The sequence below is a fragment of the Peribacillus sp. NPDC096447 genome, assembly GCF_044762725.1.
Classification (GTDB): Bacteria; Bacillota; Bacilli; order Bacillales; family DSM-1321; genus Peribacillus.
Genome location: NZ_JBIWEV010000001.1, coordinates 1 through 18,907, shown reverse-complemented (window position 1 = coordinate 18,907; position 18,907 = coordinate 1). Strand labels below are relative to the sequence as shown.

The 18,907-nt window shown below is 34.6% G+C and carries 16 protein-coding genes and 3 pseudogenes; 14 read left to right on the top strand and 5 right to left on the bottom strand.

The genetic code is table 11. The features are described from left to right. Positions 1–38: 38 nt before the first annotated feature. The 5 genes and pseudogenes from ACIQZD_RS00095 to ACIQZD_RS00075 form a co-directional block, all read left to right on the top strand. A pseudogene (locus ACIQZD_RS00095) lies at positions 39–182 on the top strand (metal ABC transporter solute-binding protein, Zn/Mn family); the annotation flags it as partial. Between the two features lie 226 nt (positions 183–408). Then, positions 409–1,401: a permease gene (locus ACIQZD_RS00090; protein WP_402897088.1), complete on the top strand. Its 993-nt coding sequence runs from the start codon at positions 409–411 to the stop codon at positions 1,399–1,401. Positions 1,402–1,413: 12 nt separating this feature from the next. Further along, positions 1,414–2,376, top strand: coding sequence for a TIGR03943 family putative permease subunit (locus tag ACIQZD_RS00085; RefSeq protein WP_402897086.1), 963 nt, complete (start codon positions 1,414–1,416; stop codon positions 2,374–2,376). Between the two features lie 485 nt (positions 2,377–2,861). Further along, a complete protein-coding gene (locus ACIQZD_RS00080) occupies positions 2,862–4,175 on the top strand; it encodes an HAD family hydrolase (protein ID WP_402897084.1) in 1,314 nt (437 codons plus the stop codon). 825 nt (positions 4,176–5,000) lie between these two features. After that, positions 5,001–5,174: pseudogene (locus tag ACIQZD_RS00075) on the top strand (hypothetical protein); the annotation flags it as partial. 166 nt (positions 5,175–5,340) lie between these two features. Here ACIQZD_RS00075 and ACIQZD_RS00070 read toward each other — a convergent pair. Together ACIQZD_RS00070 and ACIQZD_RS00065 are read right to left on the bottom strand one after the other, a co-directional pair. After that, the gene (locus ACIQZD_RS00070) at positions 5,341–5,958 is read right to left on the bottom strand and encodes a cell wall hydrolase (protein ID WP_402897082.1); all 618 of its coding nucleotides are present in this window, start codon (positions 5,956–5,958) and stop codon (positions 5,341–5,343) included. A gap of 732 nt (positions 5,959–6,690) precedes the next feature. Further along, positions 6,691–7,818: an IS110 family RNA-guided transposase gene (locus tag ACIQZD_RS00065; protein WP_402897080.1), complete on the bottom strand. Its 1,128-nt coding sequence runs from the start codon at positions 7,816–7,818 to the stop codon at positions 6,691–6,693. Positions 7,819–8,027: 209 nt separating this feature from the next. Here ACIQZD_RS00065 and ACIQZD_RS00060 point away from each other — a divergent pair, with 209 nt between their 5' ends. The 6 genes and pseudogenes from ACIQZD_RS00060 to ACIQZD_RS00035 form a co-directional block, all read left to right on the top strand. After that, positions 8,028–8,762, top strand: a complete 735-nt coding sequence (locus ACIQZD_RS00060; RefSeq protein WP_402897078.1) for an SDR family NAD(P)-dependent oxidoreductase — start codon at positions 8,028–8,030, stop codon at positions 8,760–8,762. A 142-nt stretch (positions 8,763–8,904) separates the two neighbouring features. Beyond that, a complete protein-coding gene (locus ACIQZD_RS00055; RefSeq protein ID WP_402897076.1) occupies positions 8,905–9,222 on the top strand; it encodes a hypothetical protein in 318 nt (105 codons plus the stop codon). A 208-nt stretch (positions 9,223–9,430) separates the two neighbouring features. Beyond that, positions 9,431–10,285: an alpha/beta hydrolase gene (locus ACIQZD_RS00050; RefSeq protein WP_402897074.1), complete on the top strand. Its 855-nt coding sequence runs from the start codon at positions 9,431–9,433 to the stop codon at positions 10,283–10,285. A gap of 184 nt (positions 10,286–10,469) precedes the next feature. Then, positions 10,470–10,832, top strand: coding sequence for a hypothetical protein (locus tag ACIQZD_RS00045; RefSeq protein ID WP_402897072.1), 363 nt, complete (start codon positions 10,470–10,472; stop codon positions 10,830–10,832). Between the two features lie 225 nt (positions 10,833–11,057). Beyond that, on the top strand, positions 11,058–11,399 hold the full coding sequence (locus ACIQZD_RS00040; RefSeq protein ID WP_402899804.1) for a GNAT family N-acetyltransferase: 342 nt from the start codon (positions 11,058–11,060) through the stop codon (positions 11,397–11,399). A gap of 414 nt (positions 11,400–11,813) precedes the next feature. Beyond that, positions 11,814–12,350, top strand: a pseudogene (locus tag ACIQZD_RS00035) (transposase); the annotation flags it as partial. A gap of 843 nt (positions 12,351–13,193) precedes the next feature. Here the strand turns inward: ACIQZD_RS00035 and ACIQZD_RS00030 are convergent. Genes ACIQZD_RS00030 through ACIQZD_RS00020 form a run of 3 tightly spaced genes read right to left on the bottom strand, consistent with a single transcriptional unit; the run spans position 13,194 to position 16,943 of the window. Then, complete coding sequence (locus ACIQZD_RS00030) at positions 13,194–14,321, bottom strand: Ger(x)C family spore germination protein (protein ID WP_402897070.1); 1,128 nt, start codon at positions 14,319–14,321, stop codon at positions 13,194–13,196. Continuing rightward, positions 14,318–15,421, bottom strand: coding sequence for a GerAB/ArcD/ProY family transporter (locus tag ACIQZD_RS00025; protein WP_402897068.1), 1,104 nt, complete (start codon positions 15,419–15,421; stop codon positions 14,318–14,320). The genes ACIQZD_RS00030 and ACIQZD_RS00025 overlap by 4 nt, the downstream gene beginning before the upstream one ends. After that, positions 15,402–16,943, bottom strand: coding sequence for a spore germination protein (locus tag ACIQZD_RS00020; protein ID WP_402897066.1), 1,542 nt, complete (start codon positions 16,941–16,943; stop codon positions 15,402–15,404). Before ACIQZD_RS00020 ends, ACIQZD_RS00025 begins: the two co-directional genes overlap by 20 nt. A gap of 329 nt (positions 16,944–17,272) precedes the next feature. On the opposite strand from ACIQZD_RS00020, the gene ACIQZD_RS00015 reads away from it, so the two are divergent. From ACIQZD_RS00015 to ACIQZD_RS00005, 3 genes are all read left to right on the top strand, one after another. Beyond that, a complete protein-coding gene (locus ACIQZD_RS00015; protein ID WP_402899801.1) occupies positions 17,273–17,332 on the top strand; it encodes a hypothetical protein in 60 nt (19 codons plus the stop codon). A 136-nt stretch (positions 17,333–17,468) separates the two neighbouring features. Beyond that, the gene (locus ACIQZD_RS00010; RefSeq protein WP_402897064.1) at positions 17,469–18,134 is read left to right on the top strand and encodes a hypothetical protein; all 666 of its coding nucleotides are present in this window, start codon (positions 17,469–17,471) and stop codon (positions 18,132–18,134) included. A gap of 184 nt (positions 18,135–18,318) precedes the next feature. Beyond that, positions 18,319–18,696, top strand: a complete 378-nt coding sequence (locus ACIQZD_RS00005; protein ID WP_402897062.1) for a hypothetical protein — start codon at positions 18,319–18,321, stop codon at positions 18,694–18,696. Positions 18,697–18,907 lie beyond the last annotated feature (211 nt).

Below are 18,907 nucleotides of genomic sequence, written 5' to 3'. Positions count from 1 at the left end.
ATTATGTGATTTTCGAGTAGAATCTAACTCCAAAAGTTGCAGAGATGATTCAAAAAGAAATCGGTACGAAGTCTCTTACTCTTCATAATCTAGAAGCGATAACAGACGAGAATATAAAAGAAGGTGATGATTATTTTAGCATCATGAGAAAAAATCTAGAAACCATTCAGAGCATTAAATGAATAAAATCAAACATAGTATAAGAGAAAAAATATTTTACATAGCTAGAATCCAAAACTTTCATAATCCTTCCATCTTTTTGTGGCAGGGCTTTCTTTACTATTAGTCATGTGAATTTAATTGTTAAAGTTTGCTATATATTATTAAGTAAATCTTTCATTCATACTCTATAACTTTCTAATATATTTTATGGAAGAAGCACTATATTATATTTTAAGGGAGGTACCTATGATTCGGATTATTCGAGGTTATATGATAGATATAACCGGTATTATCATAATAGCGCTAGCTCTTTTCATGTTTACTTTCAGTTCTAGTATAAAAGATACCTTTGTTATTCCACCGTCATTGTTAAATTTAAATACTATTTTTCTAAGTATTTTAATAGAAGCCCTGCCCTTTGTTTTAATTGGGGTCCTCATCGCTGGAGTGATCCAAATCTTTGTTACTGAGGAACATATTCAAAGGTGGATACCAAAGAATAAGGTTATGGCCGTAATCATGAGCTGTATTGTAGGAGCACTGTTTCCTGCCTGTGAATGTGGAATCGTCCCCATTGTTCGACGTTTAGTTGTAAAAGGAGTACCTATTCATGCTGCGATGGGTTTTATGTTAACAGGCCCTCTTATCAACCCGATTGTTATTGTTTCTACATATATGGCATTTGGAAATGATTTTAAAATCGCTGGATTACGTATGGGGTTAGGTTTTCTGGTGGCTATAATGGTTGCCTTTGCTGTCAGTTGGATTTTTAAAGGCAATCAATTTAAGGCTTCCATCATTTCAACCCATATTCACAGTAAAAATCAATCACTTTCCAAGCGTTTTTGGTCGATGCTCACACATTCAATTGATGAGTTTTTTGATATGGGGAAATACCTGGTTATGGGAGCTTTTTTAGCTGCTTTTGTACAAACCTATATGCCAGCAAAATCCTTGTTGGAGGCTGGAAACGGTCCGGCTTCTTCTTTATTTGTTATGATGGGATTGGCTTACGTTTTATCTCTATGTTCTGAAGCAGACGCGTTTATAGGAGCTTCCTTTAGCAGCATTTTTCCAGTTTCATCAATCCTTGGCTTCTTAATCTTCGGACCCATGATGGATTTAAAGAACACACTTATGATGCTGAGCGTTTTTCGATTTAAATTTGTTATGGTTTTGCTAGCATTGGTTGTTTCTATGGTGTTTATCACTTTAATGCTGATACAAAGCTTTTTATAGGAGGGGAAAATCATGCAAATCCAATTTCAGCAAGCTACTAGAGCTTTAATTTTACTAGCTTTTTCGGCCCTCATATTTAAGCTTCATTTCACCGGTGAAATTACAAAGTTCATTAACCCAAAATATGAAAGTTTAAGCCAAGTAGCTTCTGTAATATTTTTGATTTTGTTTTTTATTCAAATTACAAGGACATGGAAAGTAAAGAAAAGCAGCGATCATCATTGTGATCAGCACGACCATGACTGCGACCATAACCATGATCATGGAGATTCTTCTTTTAACACAAAAAAACTAATTTCGTATTTTATTATTGTGTTTCCATTACTAACTGGGTTTCTGCTTCCAGCCAAAGTACTCGATGCTTCTATTGCCAATAAGAAAGGGGCAATGCTGGCACTGTCAAACCAAAAACAAGCACCTAAAGAAGACAAAAATAAAGAAAACAGTAACCCTCCAGAAGAAATGGAAGAGAGTAACATAAATGGTCAGGCTAATCCCTCTATAGATGACAACCCTGTAGACCCAGCTCTTCTAGAAAACCAGCAGGAAGAAATCTCAGAGGAAGAATATAATCAACTGATACAACAGTTAGAACAAAACCAAAATATTGAGATGAATGACTATGTTTATGCAGCCTATTATGAAGAAATGAGTAAAGATATTAATAAGTTTAAGGGAAGAAAAATCGAATTAAAGGGCTTTGTTTATAAAGAAGATGGATTTGCTCAAAATCAGCTGGTGATTTCAAGATTTTTAATTACTCACTGTGTCGCAGACGCAAGTATTATTGGATTTCTTTCAGAGTTCCCAGAGGCTTCTTCCCTAGACAAGGATACATGGATCAAAGCAAATGGTGTAATAGAAATTACGACGTATAACGGGAAGGAGCTTCCTGTAATCAAAATTACTGATTGGGAAAAAATCAGTGAACCTAATGAGCCTTATCTCTATCCGATTAGTGTAAAAGTATTATAAAACATTTGCAAAAAGAAGCTGATTTCATCAGCTTCTTTTAATTTTATTTAACTTTTATAGTTTATGCAACTTGTTCGTCAATTGAAAGAAATAAGGTTTAAAATAAGAGTTGTTTTATAACTATTTTTTTGTATTACCATTTAATTGATAATAGGTTAATTAAAACATTTTGGAAGTATCTAATGAAAAATAAACAAGTTGATTGGTTTTTTTCTTGTCCGATGTTTGGAATTTATCTTATTAATGTGACTCTTTTGTGATTTTTGAGCAAAATGGGCGCTTAATTGAATAAGGATCACAGAAATGATCAATCTTTTTTATAAAGTTACAAATGTTAAGAAAAGAATTACAAAGAAATATTTGATTATTTAGAAAATTCGTGATAATATTTACGCATAAAAGAATCAATCGGCAATGGCGCCTGTTTCAATAGCTAATAACGAGCTATTGGTCAGGCGTCTTTTGCATTTTTCAGGGGGGATAATATGAATAATAGAACCAAATTAAAGACTTTATTTGGCATGATCGTTATTTGCTTGTTTTTGTCTGCTTCCTTAGGAGCGGCTGCAAGCGGAAAAGCAGTTTCGACTCCGCAAAAAAGGGAGGGCCATTGTATTCAAGTGTTGGATAAAGGAAAATGGGCTCCTGACACCTATAAGTCTGTTCAAAACCTAATTGATAAGCATGGTGCCGGAAGTAAAGGATACGATCCAAATCGAAAACCTTATGTTGTTTTTGATTGGGATCATACTAGCATCATGAATGATACGGAGGAGGCCCTCTTTCTTTATCAAATTGATCACTTGGCATATAACATGCAACCGGAAGAGTTTTATGAAGTGATCAAAAAGAATGTGCCGAATGGACCCTTTTCACACGAGTTTAAAAATCTTCAAGGAGATGCAGTCACTCTCAAGCAAATCGCCGAGGACCTGAAGCGCGATTACGAATTTCTTTATTCCAACTATAATGGGATGAATGGAAAAGAGCGGTTAGAAACGCTACATTCAACTGATCAATTTAAAGATTTTAAAGCGAAAATGTACTTTCTTTATGAAGCAATTGGGGAAACATACGGTGTTGAAATCGGATATCCATGGGTGCTTTATTTATTTGCCAACATGTCGACCGAGAAAGTTCAGCAGCTTGCAGAGGCTTCAAATGATTATAATTTAGGGGCGGAAATGGCATCGGTGACGCTTATAAGTCCTGGGTCCATGTTAGGAAAAGCCGGTACTGTTCAAGTTACCTATACAACAGGACTGCGTCTGGCCTCGGAAATCGCAAACTTAATGCATACTTTTATGGAGAATGGGATTGACGTTTATGTTATTTCGGCTTCGATGGAAGAAGTGGTGGAGGTATTTACGTCAAATCCAAAATACGGCTACAACCTTCCAAAGGAAAATGTCTTTGGGATGAGATTAAAAACGAAGGAAGGAATTACTCAAGCAGAATATGAAGACAATTGGCCGATTACTGCTCGGGAAGGTAAGGTGGAAGTGATCGAACACGCCATCTCCAAAACGCGGGGCGGATACGGTCCGATATTCGTAGCGGGAGACAGCAGCACAGATTATGAAATGCTGACAATTAAGAGTTTGAAACTCGGTTTAATTATCAACCGCCTCAAAACAGGTGATATCGGCAAGCTTGCGAAAACAGCTGCAGAACGGATGGGCAAAAACAACCCGAAATATGTTCTCCAAGGAAGAAATGAGAATACAGGCTTATGGATACCGACTGAATACACGATCAAGCTTGGGTCAAATGAAGAAAAATTGTTGGCGAATCCATAAAAAGATTCGTCCCAGTAAATTCAGTCACACTCGGAGTATAAAATAAAGATTGATGATGACATCTTACACTCACTTTTATACATTCAAGTTTCCAAAACATAACCAAAATCAGTGTAAATCATGCACATTTAAGGGGCATTTAATAATGGAATAAGACTTACAAACAAAACTGGATATTTATATTAATATTGGTGTGAGAATGTGAAAAAATGTACTTAAACCAAAGGGGCTGCTTAGTGCAAAAGGACATATTTAAATGTTTAATAAAAAATAACAGTTTTGTTTTCCTTCTTTTAGAAGATAATGAAGAATCACTTGGATAAAAATATGTTGACTGAACAGTATGCTTCCGCGTACAATGAGATAAGTTATTAGTTAATTCAGAAAATTTAAAAAGAAGAGCTTGACAGAGGAGCCTGACACCAGGCAATCATTTACGAGTTTACAGAAAAAAAAGAGGAAGAATCCTCATAAAAAAGCGATCCAATGCGAATGAATTGGCGTTATGGAAAAGGAAAAGTCCGTTTAATGGAGTTGCAAAAAATTGTAGAAAACCACATTTAAATAATTAAAAGCCTATAGTTATATAGTGAAAATAGGGGGCTGTATTGATGACGGGATCCGTCTGTCAATATGGCCTCCTTTTTATTGTTTTAAAAAAGAATGAGGGGGTGTAGGAAATGATTGTGTGACGGGCGAGTCCTTAACAATTAAAGAGACGAAAAAAGTATTATATGGTAATGCGTTTGTCGGCTTCAGCCGAGGAGGATTTAAGTTTTTAAAACTAAATTAATTTGAAAGCGTTTACTTTTTTCATCTTTTTATATGACTAGTTTTTTAAAGATTTTTAAAGAACAATACGAGGGGGGATTATTTTTGGAAGAGTTCGTTAATGGATTAAATGGATTGTTATGGAGTACTCCTGTTATTTATGCGTTAATGGGTGTTGGGGTATTTTTTTCAATTTTAACACGTTTTGTGCAGGTCAGACGGGTGCGTTAGCTGAAGATCGGGGCTGTCTTTAAGGCAGTTTTTTCTTATGGGGGTGTCATCAAAAAGGTCGGGCAAATACTGCCCGACCTTTCAACTATACCACACCACATAGTTAATGGGATATTTATAATAATATAAAAATATCATTCCTCAATATGTATGTAGATTAGTTTTACTTTGCAAATAAGTGGTTGCCTATTCTAATGACTGTTTTCCTTGTGAAAATCCATTCATCTGTTGCCGAGAACGGATTATAATAATAAACAGAACCATGAGTAGGATCCCAACCTTGTAAGGCATCAATAACAGCACGATAAGAATAGCTATTTGGGGTCAAATAATATTGCCCATCATGCACAGCTGTAAAAGCATTTGTCTGGAAAATAACATCGTAAGTATTTTTAGGAAAACCTGGCGTTGACATTCGGTTCAAAATTACTGCAGCGACAGCTACTTTTCCTTCATAAGTTTCTCCTCGAGCTTCTCCATAAACAACCCTGGCCATCATTTCAATACTATTTAATTTTTGTTGTGTTTGGAATCCGAAAACTCCATCTGGTAATATTCCAGAATCTAGTTGAAGTTTTTTCACTGCATGATCAGTAATTGATCCATAATACCCTGTTGGTTGACTGTTAAAGTAACCCATTTTCTTTAAATTTTCTTGTAAGTCATAAACTGCTTGTCCTTGACTTCCATTGTGCAAAATTTCTTGAGCATAGATTGAATTTGGTATAAAAAACATGAAACAAATAAAAACAACAAACGACATTTTTTTTACATTTAACATCAAATAGTACCACATCCTTCGATTCATTTTCCTACTATTCTACTTTATCATACAAGAAAAATAGATTTATCTTACATTATTCCTATTTTAAACCAAAACTTAAGAAATTTTCAGACGAATTTGTCTGTTTATTGGGGTACCGCCTATCGCCATCAAGCTAAGAAAAAGATTATACCCATAACGAAAAAATAAGCTATTCTTTCTGTAAATGCTGCTGAAGATAGCTTTTTTCGTTTTGGGGTATAAAGACATTTTATCTTGATGGGCATGCGGCAAGACCCCTTATGCAACTGATATGAACGAAACTGTCAACCCACCACACACCCAAATGTTTTAAATGGTGTTTTATTCAGCTATGAATAGAGTTATTCCTTGTTCAACTTATAAACCAAATATCCTTTCGAATTTAGCTTGTCAAGGGCGTACTTTCCCTTGATAAGCTAAATCGAAATGGATACAATTCTAAAAGTTGAAAAAGGATAACCTTAAAAACTTGGCACGAAGGCAAAAACGTTGACGGTGGTATACAAACTGATATGCGTGGGTTGGTTACCACATTTCACTCCATCCGTCACGGAGCTGCCTCGGACTAACAGTCCCTAGACCTAGTGCATAGTTGCACATGAGGGTTCTCCTTCCCGGGGGGTTGCCTTCGAGCCAAATCTTCAATTCTAAATCACAAAATTATGATTCGATAAAATCATTTTTTACATAATCTTACTTTCAATCTACTTAAGCAACATTCGATACACTTACTTGCTTATTCTCAATGGCACAACCGATAGCCCAAATAAAATCAAGTAATTCTCTGGCTACTGCAACAACAGCTACTTTTCCACCTTTTCCTTTAGCAGAGATGCGATGATATTTCATATGAAGACGGTGTTGAGCTTTCCAAGCAATACGTTTTGCCTCTGGATCTTGACCTTCTTGACGTTTAAGCAATTCACCTTTAAGAGATGGTTGATGGCGATAAGACCAACAAACTTGTACTATGGAACGACGAATTTGGGAGTTTCCGGTTTTCGTAATGGAACCTTGCCAACGACTAGACCCACTCGAGTATTCCTTTGGAACAAGTCCAGCATAGGACATCAGTTGTCTTGGGTTTGAAAAGCGAGAAAACTGTCCAATTTCAGCTACCAAAGTAACAGCTGTGACTTCTGCGACTCCTCTTAAAGTTTGAAGAGCTTGAATTACCGGAGCATGTTCACTTTGAAGGGCTTCTTCATGGATCTGAGCTTCGATTCGTTTCATACGATCTTCAACCTCATTGATTGCATGAAGATATTCTTGAAAAACAATACGTTGAGAAGCTCTTTCAAACGTTAATCGTTTTAACCATTCACGATGTTTTACGGACCAATTTCTAACTCCTTGCGGAGGACGTATTCCATGGCGAAGTAAGAAGTGAATAAGTCTCTGGCGAGAACTTTGTAAATCCTCACGAGCATCATGACGAGCACGAATTAAGTCTCTCAATGCTTCATGATCTTCATCTGAAACCCATACAGAAGTAAGCTCTCCAGCGCGAAGTAGCTGAGCTAATCTAATAGAATCTCTTTTATCTGTTTTCACACGATCGCCCGATCGCTTTGGAATAAGGGAGGGTGCGACAACCATACAATCAATGTCCATAGATAGAAGAAATCGATAAATTCCATACCCAGAAGATCCTGCTTCATAACATACTAATAGGCTTTCAGGCTTCCCTAACTTTTTCATCAATTTGCGAATATCCTCTGGTTTATTTTGAATAGTTCCATGAAATCTAGGTTCACCACGACCAGAATCAGCAATCGCAACAGCAATTGAATCTTTAGATACGTCTAAACCAACAAATTTTTGAACATCCTTCATAATATAGGCTCCTTTTCGAGTGTAGCTCTACACTTGGTTTTTTATTTTTGGTAGTAACATTATGACCAAGTGCAATCTACGTTAAGCGATGGGAGCCGTTTTCGTTCATTATGACTATCGGGGCAGGTTAGTTGAACAAGGTTAATGGATAACGCTCATGATACTATTTAGTTAATAAGAGTAATCTAGATAGAGAGGAGCTTTAATAAGTGCTCAAAAATAGAAAAGTAATCGTAACAGGCGCGGCTTCTGGAATAGGCAAAGAAATTGTCAAACAATGCTTACATGAGGGGGCTTCAGTAATTGCATGCGATATTAATGAACATTCCTTATATGATTTAAAACGATCAACTGATGATTGCTGTGTTTTACATACATATCAGTTAGATGTAAGTAACCATGAAGAGGTCGTTAAATTTTTTGTATATGTTGAAGCAGAACATGCTGATGTAGATGGTTTAGTTAATAATGCGGGGATTTATTTGGCGAAAAATATACTAGATTATCAAGTAGATGAAATTGATAAAGTCCTAGATATAAATGTTAAGGGGTTTATTTATCTCTCACAAATGTTCGGTAAAAAATTGTTCCAAAGCCAACGTAAGGGAGTTATCATTAATATGTCTTCAGTGTCAGCAATGGAGGGTAGTTCAGATGCAATTTATGGGTTATCAAAGGCTGCCATATTAAGTTTAACTAAAAGCTGTGCAATGAATTTCTCACCATACATCCGAGTTAATGCTGTTGCTCCTACGATGGTTAATACTCCCATGATGGGTACAATACCTGATTGGAGAAAAGAGGAGTATTTAAGTAACCAACTTATCAATACGCCTGTCCTGCCTGAAGATGTGGCTGATACTGTTGTCTTCTTATTATCAGATAGAGCCAAGCATTATACAGGCTCAACATTCGATATTAATAATGGAGGATATCTAAGATAGTTCTGCTGCTTGTTAAACTACAGGTACGTTTGTTGAGATCCCGGGGCTGCCATTTGGTGGCCTTTTTGCTTAATGAACTAACGGGGCAGGATTGTTGAACAAAAGGTATCATATTCTTGTATTTCATTTAGGAGGCTTAGATATGAATGATTACGGATATTTTGACAATAAAAATTATACGGGTAACCACCTACATATAGACAATTACAAAAACGAGTTTACTCCTTATATCGAGGCCATTGCTTGGGAAAGACAAGATAAAACAATGGATATATTTTTCGATGATTTTGAAAATGAAAAGGAGTTTAACACATTATTTGGAGCTAAGGAACGTTATTATGATGACTTTATGGGGGTATTTTTAGGTAATGTAAAAACAGACGAACAAGCTTATGAAATGTTTCGTAATTGGGTCGATACAGTGCTATATCCGTTTAGAAATGGAACTAATAAAATGTAATTTAGTTAAACTTACGGGTGCTTTAGCTGAAGATCAGAGCTGTCTTTAAGGCAGCTCTTTCTTTATTCAACAATTGGGCCATTTAATGGAATAAGGCTTATTGAACGGGTAGATTTTAAAAAAGTATTATTAAATACTTCATAAAACATAAAGGTAAATTGTGGTAATATGGATAAAATACTTAGAAGTCCAAGGAGAGTGTTATTAGTTGCTTGATTATAAGCGTTCTTTGTCGTTAGATTTCGAGGAATCTTCGTATATTGAAAAGGATGGTTATACGCTTAGAGATGTGTCTTATTTAAGTCCGTATGGTGGTAAAGTACCCGCATATCTGGTCGTTCCAAAAACAGACGGACCTTTCCCAGCAGTTGTTTTTATGCATCCAGGTCAAGGCAACCGAACAACATTTTTGTCAGAAGCTGAAGCTTTAGCTTTAAAAGATATAGTTTCTCTTTTAATCGCTGCACCTGTCATGCGAAACGATTATCCAAAAGATTTATCTGAGGAACAGATGTTAAATCTCATGGTAGAGACAATAACTAATATTGGACAATATACTCAGACAGTTATTGACATTCAAAGGGGAGTTGACCTTCTTTGTAGTTTAGAAAATATTGATATAAATCGTCTTGCCTATATTGGACATAGTTTGGGGGCTACTTGGGGTGGAGTTCTCGCTGGCGTCGAAGAACGTATTAAATCATATGTTTTAATGGCTGGATTCTCTAGTGTGTCTGAGTGGCATAAAACGAGTGAGCATCCATTAGCGACACTGATTCGTGCCAAGCTTTCAAGTGAGCAGTTTAATAAATTTATTTCAGAATTGGAACCATTAGATGCAATTCATTATATAAATAAAGCTACGCCTGCATCACTGTTATTTCAATTTGTTCATGATGACGAATTTGTACCAAAACATCAAGCAGATACATTCTATTCTGTTGCAAGTTCACCAAAGGAAATTTCTTGGTATAAAACTGATCATCTGTTTACGAGTTGCGATTCTGCCTATCAAGAGCGTACAAAATGGATTATCAAGCAATTAGGACTTAACAATAATTAATCTATTTGAGACTTTTGAACCCGTTTCAACGATCTAAGTATTCCAGAATAGGGGGCGATTCTGGAATAAGTTTCGCTTTTCTTAAGGAACTAACGGGGCAGGTTACTTCAATAAGGGTAACAACTAAAAGAGATGTTAAAATGGAAATATTAAAGTGGAAAATCCTTGTGGGGAGGTATATAAATTGGGCAGAGAAATACATTTTGGTGAAAATGAACTTATCTTAAAGTTAACAGGTTTAACTGGATACTTTGCTTTGAAACGAAAAGTTCAAATTCCTTACCACACAATAAATGATGTATTAGTTGATTATTTTGACGCACCACAATGGATGCTAAGGATGCCTGGTACTTCATTTTCCCCATTAAATATTTTTGAGGGTAGTTTTAAATATTCGGATGAATGGTACTTCTTATCCTATGAATGTAGGGAACCACTAGTCATAATTGAGTTGAATGGACATAAAAAGTATAAATATGTCATTTTTCAAATCCATAACCCAACTGATGCTGCCTCAGAACTAAGGAAACGTTTAAGAGATAATTAAAGAAATCCAAAAATGTTCATCTCTCTTATTGAACAAACGGGCGCGAGAGTTATAGATTGGGATCGCTGCGGTGATCCCTTTTTTACTGCACTAACGGGGCAGATTAGTTCAAGAAGACATCTCTGTACTGTTTATATAAAATTAGATTAAAAACGAATAGGGGATAGCAACTTGGAAGTTGAATATTTTAGATTTTATGAAAGACCAATTAAAGCAGTAGACCTTATGAAACTTTATAATGATGCAGGTTGGTGGGAGGAAAGAAAAGAACAAGATATTGAAGAAATGTTAAAACGGGAAATCTCAATCGGTGTTTGGAAAGACGGTACTCTTATTGGGTTTGCAAGAGCTGTTTCAGACGGTAAATTTAGAGCCTACATTGAAGATGTTGTTATACATAAAGCATTTCAAAAGTCTGGTATTGGAAGGAACCTTGTATCAAAATTGTTAGACGAACTATCTCATATTGATGTTATTAGCTTGTTTTGCGAAGAAAATTTAATTCCTTTTTACGAAAAAAATCACTTTAAATACAGTAAATCACAATTTGTATTACATAGAAAATGATAACAACTTATAAAGCAAAAGGGTTCTTTACAATGACTGGGGTTGCTGTGACAGCCTGTTCCTTAATGAACTAACGGGTGCTTTACTTCAATAAGGGAGTTGCTTTGGCAGCTCTTTTTATTATGGAGCTAAAGGGGGGATAGTTAAAGATAAGCTGGAACTATTATGTAATGTTAACGTCTAAATTTATGGAGGTGTATGATGAAAAAGATAATAAATTTTACTTCTCTTTTTGTCTTTATGGTGTTATTGGTCGGTTGTATGGGGGAAGAAAAAGGACAATTAACAAGAGTAGATGTTCAAAAAATTTCAATAGAAGGAAATTACGAAGATGTTGTAATGATAACAGATAGTGAATCAATAGAGCTGTTAAGGCAGTCATTTGAACAAATCAAATGGGATGATAAAGTGGTTAAAATGGCTAGAAAACCAGATGTAAAAGCTACTTTGTTTTATACTTTTGATAAAGTAATCAATCTTCGTATGTATATTGAGTTGCTTTTTCATTACCAGGGACACCTCTCTGATTTGGAAGATCGTATAGTGGAGTGGCCCTGGCAAATGAACTGGAAGAATATAAGATCATCCAATCGATTTCCGGTATAGGAGAAAAAATCGCAGCCACGAATATCTCTGAAATTGGTGAAATCGATCGGTTTAATCATCCGAAAAAACTGGTTGCCTTCGCTGGAGTAGATCCAAGCAGGTAAGTTTACGGCAACCATTAATCGTATGACTAAAAGAGGTTCGAGCAGATTACGTCATTCTCTGTATCTTGCCGTATTATGCGGCATAAGAAGTTCAAGGAACAAAAAGCTTAAAGCCTTCTATGATAAGAAAAAATCAGAAGGAAAACCGGCCAAAGTGTCAATCGTTGCCTGTATGAATAAGTTACTTCATTGGATTTACGCTTTATTAAAGAGAAAAGAAGCATTCCTAGATTTAGCCTGATTAACGATTTTGTGAAACAGAGAAAAATCCTTCCAAAAGGGTTTTGGAGGGTTATTTGTCATGAACAAAAATAGTATATCATAAGGGAAATGAAAATTTTAGAGAAAGATATTGACATCCTATTAGCTGGTTTAGTTCATTAAGGATCACAAAATGATTCATCTTCTTTATAAAAGAATAATCCAATTTAATAGTATAAGGGCATGTTTTGTTTTGATTAATATTTTTTCAAAACATGCCTTTTCTATTTATTCATTTATCAAGGTTTCTTGGATTAATTTGATCAAACTTTGTTTCAAATCTACAATAAGATAGATTTTATTAGGAAGAATAATGAACGTGAATGATAACAAAAAAACTTATTTCAAAGCGCTATGACATGTGTTCAGAAAAGGACGAGATTTTTAGAACATAGATGGCAGATGTACAACCTAAAAAATGCACGTTGTGAAATCAAACAATAAAGTCATTGAGATTTACTATTAAAATGTAAAGAAGGCACTGCTTAAATTGTGGTACCTCCTTTTAAAGTTCAATAAAAGTAGTCAACTTTAATTTTGAAATCAGAGCAGATATTAAAGTTTTTTAAACAATAATAAAACTTTTTAAAAATGTTCACATGTTATTCCCAGAATCGGGCCATTTAATGGGGTAAGAGGTTGGATATTACTTCTATTTTTTATGTAGCTAACATTGTTCTAAAGTAGCCGAAAACGTTGATTTATCAGAGATGTATAAAATCCTACATAAAAAAGTTCCTTTTACTTCTTGACTACAAAATTTAACCTATATCACGACTTAATTTGTTATGATGCAGTTAATTATTCTTTCTATATTATTAATTTATTTAACAATACCATGTTGGATAATCTCCACATCTACCTTTGATTTGAATTTAACATCTTTAAAATAGTTTGTCTTATCTTTTTCTTTCCAGGTATCATGGTGAAAAGCGATCAGTCTTCTTCCAATACCAAACGCATCACAGTTGGCTTCTTGTAGTTTTTTAATCACTCCTTCAGCATTATTAGTAAAGATATTTGATAATTTTTTGTTTAGTTGATCAACTTTCTTAGGTACATTCCCTATAGGATATTCTTCTACTATTACTTTTAAATGTAAGTTTAAATTTACAAAAACTTCTCCTCTGTCATTCACAGAAACATTTAAAGTCTGTTTAATATGATCGACATTCAGAGAAATAAAATTCACCATTTTTAATTCTTCAATTCCGTTTACATTTTGTGTAAAACGCGCATATTTCCCTTGCTTATTATTTAGTAAAAGAAAAAGAGTGGATTCTACTTGAGATAGAGTTCCTGATAATTTCCTCTCATCAAATAATGCTACACCTGCCACATCTATAGTAGTACCATTACGACCTATCTCTAATAAGGGAAGAACAATATCTTCACCTGGATCAAGTAACTCTGAAGCCAGAGTCTGGATGCTTTCTTCAGGAATGATTGTATTTGTTTCAGTACTTCGGATTAGATATAAGATGTTTTGACTAATGTTTGATTCTACTCTAGGTTGAATACTGAGTGTATCAAATGCTTTTCCTTTTACAACTGCTAATTTAGCACTTAAGGAACTTCGGGGATCGCGCCAAATTACATCTAAAGAAGGATAAATGTCACCTTTTGCAAATTGTTCACCGAATAATACAAGTTTATTTTTCGAAGAATCTAAATTACCGGGTATCTCTGTATTTAATTTCAAGCGTCCTTCTCTTGGAGTATTTGCCACTGTAGATAAATTTTCACTATTAATAGCTTCAGTTTCTTGTCCTGAATCAATTGAGTTTCTATATATATTTGGTATTGCAAATCCTAATAAAAATTCCCCTTCATCAGTCTGATCAAAAGTTATAGTTTGTATTAAAGTAGCATCTTTCATTAAATTTTGATCCCAGCATCCTGTTGTTAACAATAAACATATACTAATCATAAATAACCTTTTGATTTTCATACATTATAATCTCCATGTCTTTTATTAGGAAGGAAAAATGAAAGCAAAAATAAACATAATGGTATGACCACAATAAAGCTAAAATGTGCAGGTTCCATAAGCTTATTAAATTTTTCAAGGTCAGTTTCATTGTCGGGAAGAAGAGCAATAATAAAAATAATCCCGGCAGTGTATGGAAGAAATGCAGCATGATTGGCACGTTCAAAAAGGTATTTAAGGCCATGTGAAGAAAGAAAAAGCCAGGTTGCAATAGATGTAGCAACAGATATGATCCAGATAGATAAGAAAAATAAATCGATTCGTTCGATGATTTGAAAGGAATAGGCTTTGATCATATACAATAAAGGCTGTGGAGTAAGATATAGATCTTGCCTATTTTCGAAAAAGACCAGACTAGCAAACACCAGATATGTATAAAATAGAGTTACGAAAAGGTGGGCAGATGAAATCGCAATTAGTTTACGGGTTTCAGATGCTTTTACATAAGGGTAGAGAAAAAGCATAAACTCAAACCCTAACATCGAAAATGTTGCTTCTTTAGAACCCTTTATCATATTTGATATGCCGGATTGACCAATTGGCAATAGATATAAAAAATTAGCATCTTTTAGCGAATATGTAATTAGACCAAATAGAATAATTAACATTGGAGTAACGAGTACATAAAAACGAGCCATGCTTCGTAAATTATCTTTAACAAGATATACGCAAACTCCTAACATTAATAAAATTAATATCCAGTTTGGCGTCCTTTGTAAGATCCATATATCGATGATTTGACTAAAACGGGATAAAACTAAACTACCTGTAACAACAAAGTACAGGGTGTAACATAAAATGACGGCCTTTCCTAGCCTTTTCCCTAGTATATGAGGAATGATTTCATAAATTGTTAAAGATGGAAATCTTCTGCAAAGCCCCCATAATACCAAAATAATGACTTGTATGATTAGTCCTGCAATTAAAATAGATATCCACCCATCATTCTTAGAAATTAACGAGACATCATGAGGTAATGATAAAATTCCAACTCCGATTTGAGATTGAATGATCATAAAAAAAAGCTGTGTTTTTGAAATACTACTTTCTTTTGTTATCATTGGATTTCCATCCCCTTGAAAAATTTTGTTGTTTAATATGTTTAGGATGTGAATCTAAAGGTCTTGTATTCAATTTCCAAATTGGCAAACGCAAAAAAGTATCCTTGATGTCTTTTATTCTAAGTGGAGCAAGTGGAGCAAAGTAGGGTGTACCAAATGACTCTAACTTGCATAAATGAGCTAAAAGCACAATAAAACCAAAGACTATTCCAACGAATCCAAATGAGGCAGCCAGAAACATGAACGGATAACGTAACAATCGAACTGCGTCGCTCATTCCATGTGATGGAACACAAAAAGAAGAAATAGCAGTTAAGGCAACAACGACAATCATTGTAGTCGAGATAAGCCCTGCTTGAACGATGGCGTCCCCAATAACAAGGCCTCCAACTATCCCAATTGTTTGGCCAATTCTTGAGGGAAGACGTATTCCAGCTTCGCGAATCAACTCAATGGTTAATTCCATAAGTAATGCTTCGATTAATGGGGGAAAAGGAATTTTATTAATTGAACTTCCGACAGGGTTTACAAGTTCGTCAGGCAGCACTTCAAAGTGAAATGCAATAACAGCAATATAAAAAGCTGGCAATAGAATCGAGATCAAAAAACTTGCATGTCGAATTGAACGGATAAACGTACCAATCATCCATCGAGAATTATAATCGTCAGGTGATTGATAAAAAGCAAAAAATGTAACCGGCAAAAGTAAAGCAGTTGGGTTTCCATCCATGAAGACAGCAACTCTGCCTTCATTTAAATGTCCAATTACACGATCTACTCTTTCTGTATTTAATAATTGAGGAAAAGGTGATATTGTAGAATCTTCTATTAATTCCTCCAAGAATCCAATATTTAAAACGTTATCCATCGAAATGGAATTTAATCTGCGTTCAAATTCAAAGATTACTTCTTCATTTGCAAGATTATTTAAATACACAAGTGCTATTTTTGATTTAACTTGTATTCCAACTGGGAAATATTTCATGAGTAGATTAGGACTTTTCATTGTTTTTCTAAGTAAATGTAGGTTCGTTAAAAGGTTTTCAATAAATCCATCATGAGAACCCTGGACAATCTTTTCGTTTTCTGGTTCTGTAACAGAACGGTCCTTAGACATAGAGACATCAACTAAATAAAGCTTTTCATAACCATCTAAACTCAAAACACAAGAGCCTTTTAAAAGTGCATCCTCGACCTGATTGAAAACTGTTGTAGCCTGAAAATTAGTACTAAGCACCTTTTGAATTGTTTCTGAATTCGATTCTAAACAAGGTTTCAAAGCGTCTCTTAGTATTTTTTCCTTATCTACCATAGTTTCGAGATAAATAAGTACACCTCGTACTGTTTCCGTTTTTAATTCCTTTACAACTAAATCTTCTGTGTTAGAAAAGATTTGTTTTATTGTGGAGATATTTTCATTAACTTTAGAGAAAACTTCTTTAGAGGGTTGAGGTATTTGCTTTGAAGGAAGATAGTCATTATTTACCTTGTTATATTTTAGTAAATGTTTAATGAACTTCATTAAATTTAAGCTCCTATATTTATTTATAGGGTATTTTCTCCAATAATTATCAATGTATGTACCAAATAATAATAATGAATGGATTTTGATATGATTCCTTGTGTCAAAATCTTCATTGTTTAATTAAGCAGCACGAGACAGTCTTGTTATTGAATAAAATAAACTCTAGTCTAGCAACGAATAATTATAGTTGCTGAGTTTGAACGTGATCTAATTAAAGATAGAACTACTGAGGGACGTAAAGGGAGGGATGAGGAAGGACGTTAAGAAGTCGTTAAAGCTCTGATGAAAGTGAATCTAACCGTTTAAGTGTTAATGATATAGCTAAAATGACTGGCGTTCCACGTTCCACTATTAACGCTAAAGTGAAAGAGATGACTAGCAAATAGCTAATCGTCTTTTTTGAACTATCGGGGCAGGATAGTTCAAGAAGCTGATAATACTAATAAGCCAGCGAAAACAATGGTTTCACGTGGTAATATAATTAAAATAAACTATTCGAACCTTTTAAGAGAGGCGATTAAAATGAAAGTAGAAATAAGCTACTTCCCTCCCGAAAAAATAATAACTGTGCCGGGGGAAGAAGCCACTTATCCTTTTGAGATTAACGGTGAGTTCCAATATATCGTAGAGTTTTCTTGTTATACTGATAGTGATTATACAAATACCCATGAAGAATTTTTTTTCAATTGGATGGATAGCCCAGATTATTACCCTATTTATTCGCTTGCGGAAATCTATGATTTTCAACAAGCAGAGTACGAAGAGCTGTTTAAGATGCAAAATATAGAGTTTAATTATATGAAGGGGAGTCGTAAAGACACGTTCTTTGTAAAGGCAATTATACGCAGCCCGCAACAATTTAAAGAATATTATCCTTATTTATACGGGAATGGAAGCATGTTGAACTTATCATTATGGTCCCTAAAACAGGATGTATTCAGACTAGAGGAAAGGGAATATGAGTCACCTTATCCTGTAAAAAAGACTAAAAAAAACCGAACCAGACTAGTTAAATTAAAGTGGATAGCCAATACCCCGATAGCAACTTTAACTGAAAGTTCCACTATGTTTTGGGTTGGGTATGATGGTGACTATATTACCGCGTTCTCAAATGATGAACACTTTTCAACAATAGACTCTCTTCAAAAAATAATACCAGAAAAGGTCGAGCTGGTAACTGATGATTAGGAGGAAGAGTAGTGTTCTCCCATTCCATAACCTTATTGAACTAAAAGGTGTTTTACTTCATTAAGAGGGTTGCTTTGGCAGCTCTTTTTCTTATGGAACTAACGGGGCAGTTTAGTTGAACAAGGAATCCGAAAATTTTGTTAAAATATAGAAGAATAGTACCGTACATTCGAGGGGAATGGTTTTGAAAAAATTTTTACAGGTAATGTTTTTGTTATTTATTTTAATAATTGGTTTAATTCTATTAAGATTCGGAAGTGCATTGTTTCAGGAGGGGAATCCTACACCTATACTTACATCAATAATGAATCTAGAATTGGAAAAAAGTGATTACGAACTGTTTTCTGAAACAAATATTCATAATAAGTATGTATCAGACAATACAGGAATTTATCGATACGATGTAATAAAGGGGTTTATGAAGGAAAAGGGATGGGATTTTAAAGAACAAATGGGTTCGGGACTTGTCTTTAAGAAGGATGAACAGACCATTGTAGTAGAAACCAGACAATATTCAAAACATTATATCCTTTGGAATATTCCAAAGGAGGTTTTAAGCTAACGGGTGTTTGAGTTGAATACCAGGGGTGCTGCGGCAATCCTTTTCTTATCGACTAAACCAGCTAATAGTTAGTCAACATTTTTCAATGAAAACTTAAAATATTTCATGCTATACTAAATTTGTGCATGCCAAATAACCTTCCAATGAACCGTATTTGGAAAGTTTTGTGCTATTTAGTTATACTTTTAAACTAGGTTAGATCTTGGAAAGT

Excerpts from the sequence above, each read along its gene's own strand:
- ACIQZD_RS00090 (WP_402897088.1), top strand. The coding sequence starts at position 409 with ATGATTCGGATTATTCGAGGTTATATGATAGATATAACCGGTATTATC.
- ACIQZD_RS00085 (WP_402897086.1), top strand. The coding sequence starts at position 1,414 with ATGCAAATCCAATTTCAGCAAGCTACTAGAGCTTTAATTTTACTAGCT.
- ACIQZD_RS00080 (WP_402897084.1), top strand. The coding sequence starts at position 2,862 with ATGAATAATAGAACCAAATTAAAGACTTTATTTGGCATGATCGTTATT.
- ACIQZD_RS00070 (WP_402897082.1), bottom strand. The coding sequence starts at position 5,958 with ATGTTAAATGTAAAAAAAATGTCGTTTGTTGTTTTTATTTGTTTCATG.
- ACIQZD_RS00065 (WP_402897080.1), bottom strand. The coding sequence starts at position 7,818 with ATGAAGGATGTTCAAAAATTTGTTGGTTTAGACGTATCTAAAGATTCA.
- ACIQZD_RS00055 (WP_402897076.1), top strand. The coding sequence starts at position 8,905 with ATGAATGATTACGGATATTTTGACAATAAAAATTATACGGGTAACCAC.
- ACIQZD_RS00040 (WP_402899804.1), top strand. The coding sequence starts at position 11,058 with ATGAAACTTTATAATGATGCAGGTTGGTGGGAGGAAAGAAAAGAACAA.
- ACIQZD_RS00030 (WP_402897070.1), bottom strand. The coding sequence starts at position 14,321 with ATGAAAATCAAAAGGTTATTTATGATTAGTATATGTTTATTGTTAACA.
- ACIQZD_RS00025 (WP_402897068.1), bottom strand. The coding sequence starts at position 15,421 with ATGATAACAAAAGAAAGTAGTATTTCAAAAACACAGCTTTTTTTTATG.
- ACIQZD_RS00020 (WP_402897066.1), bottom strand. The coding sequence starts at position 16,943 with ATGAAGTTCATTAAACATTTACTAAAATATAACAAGGTAAATAATGAC.
- ACIQZD_RS00010 (WP_402897064.1), top strand. The coding sequence starts at position 17,469 with ATGAAAGTAGAAATAAGCTACTTCCCTCCCGAAAAAATAATAACTGTG.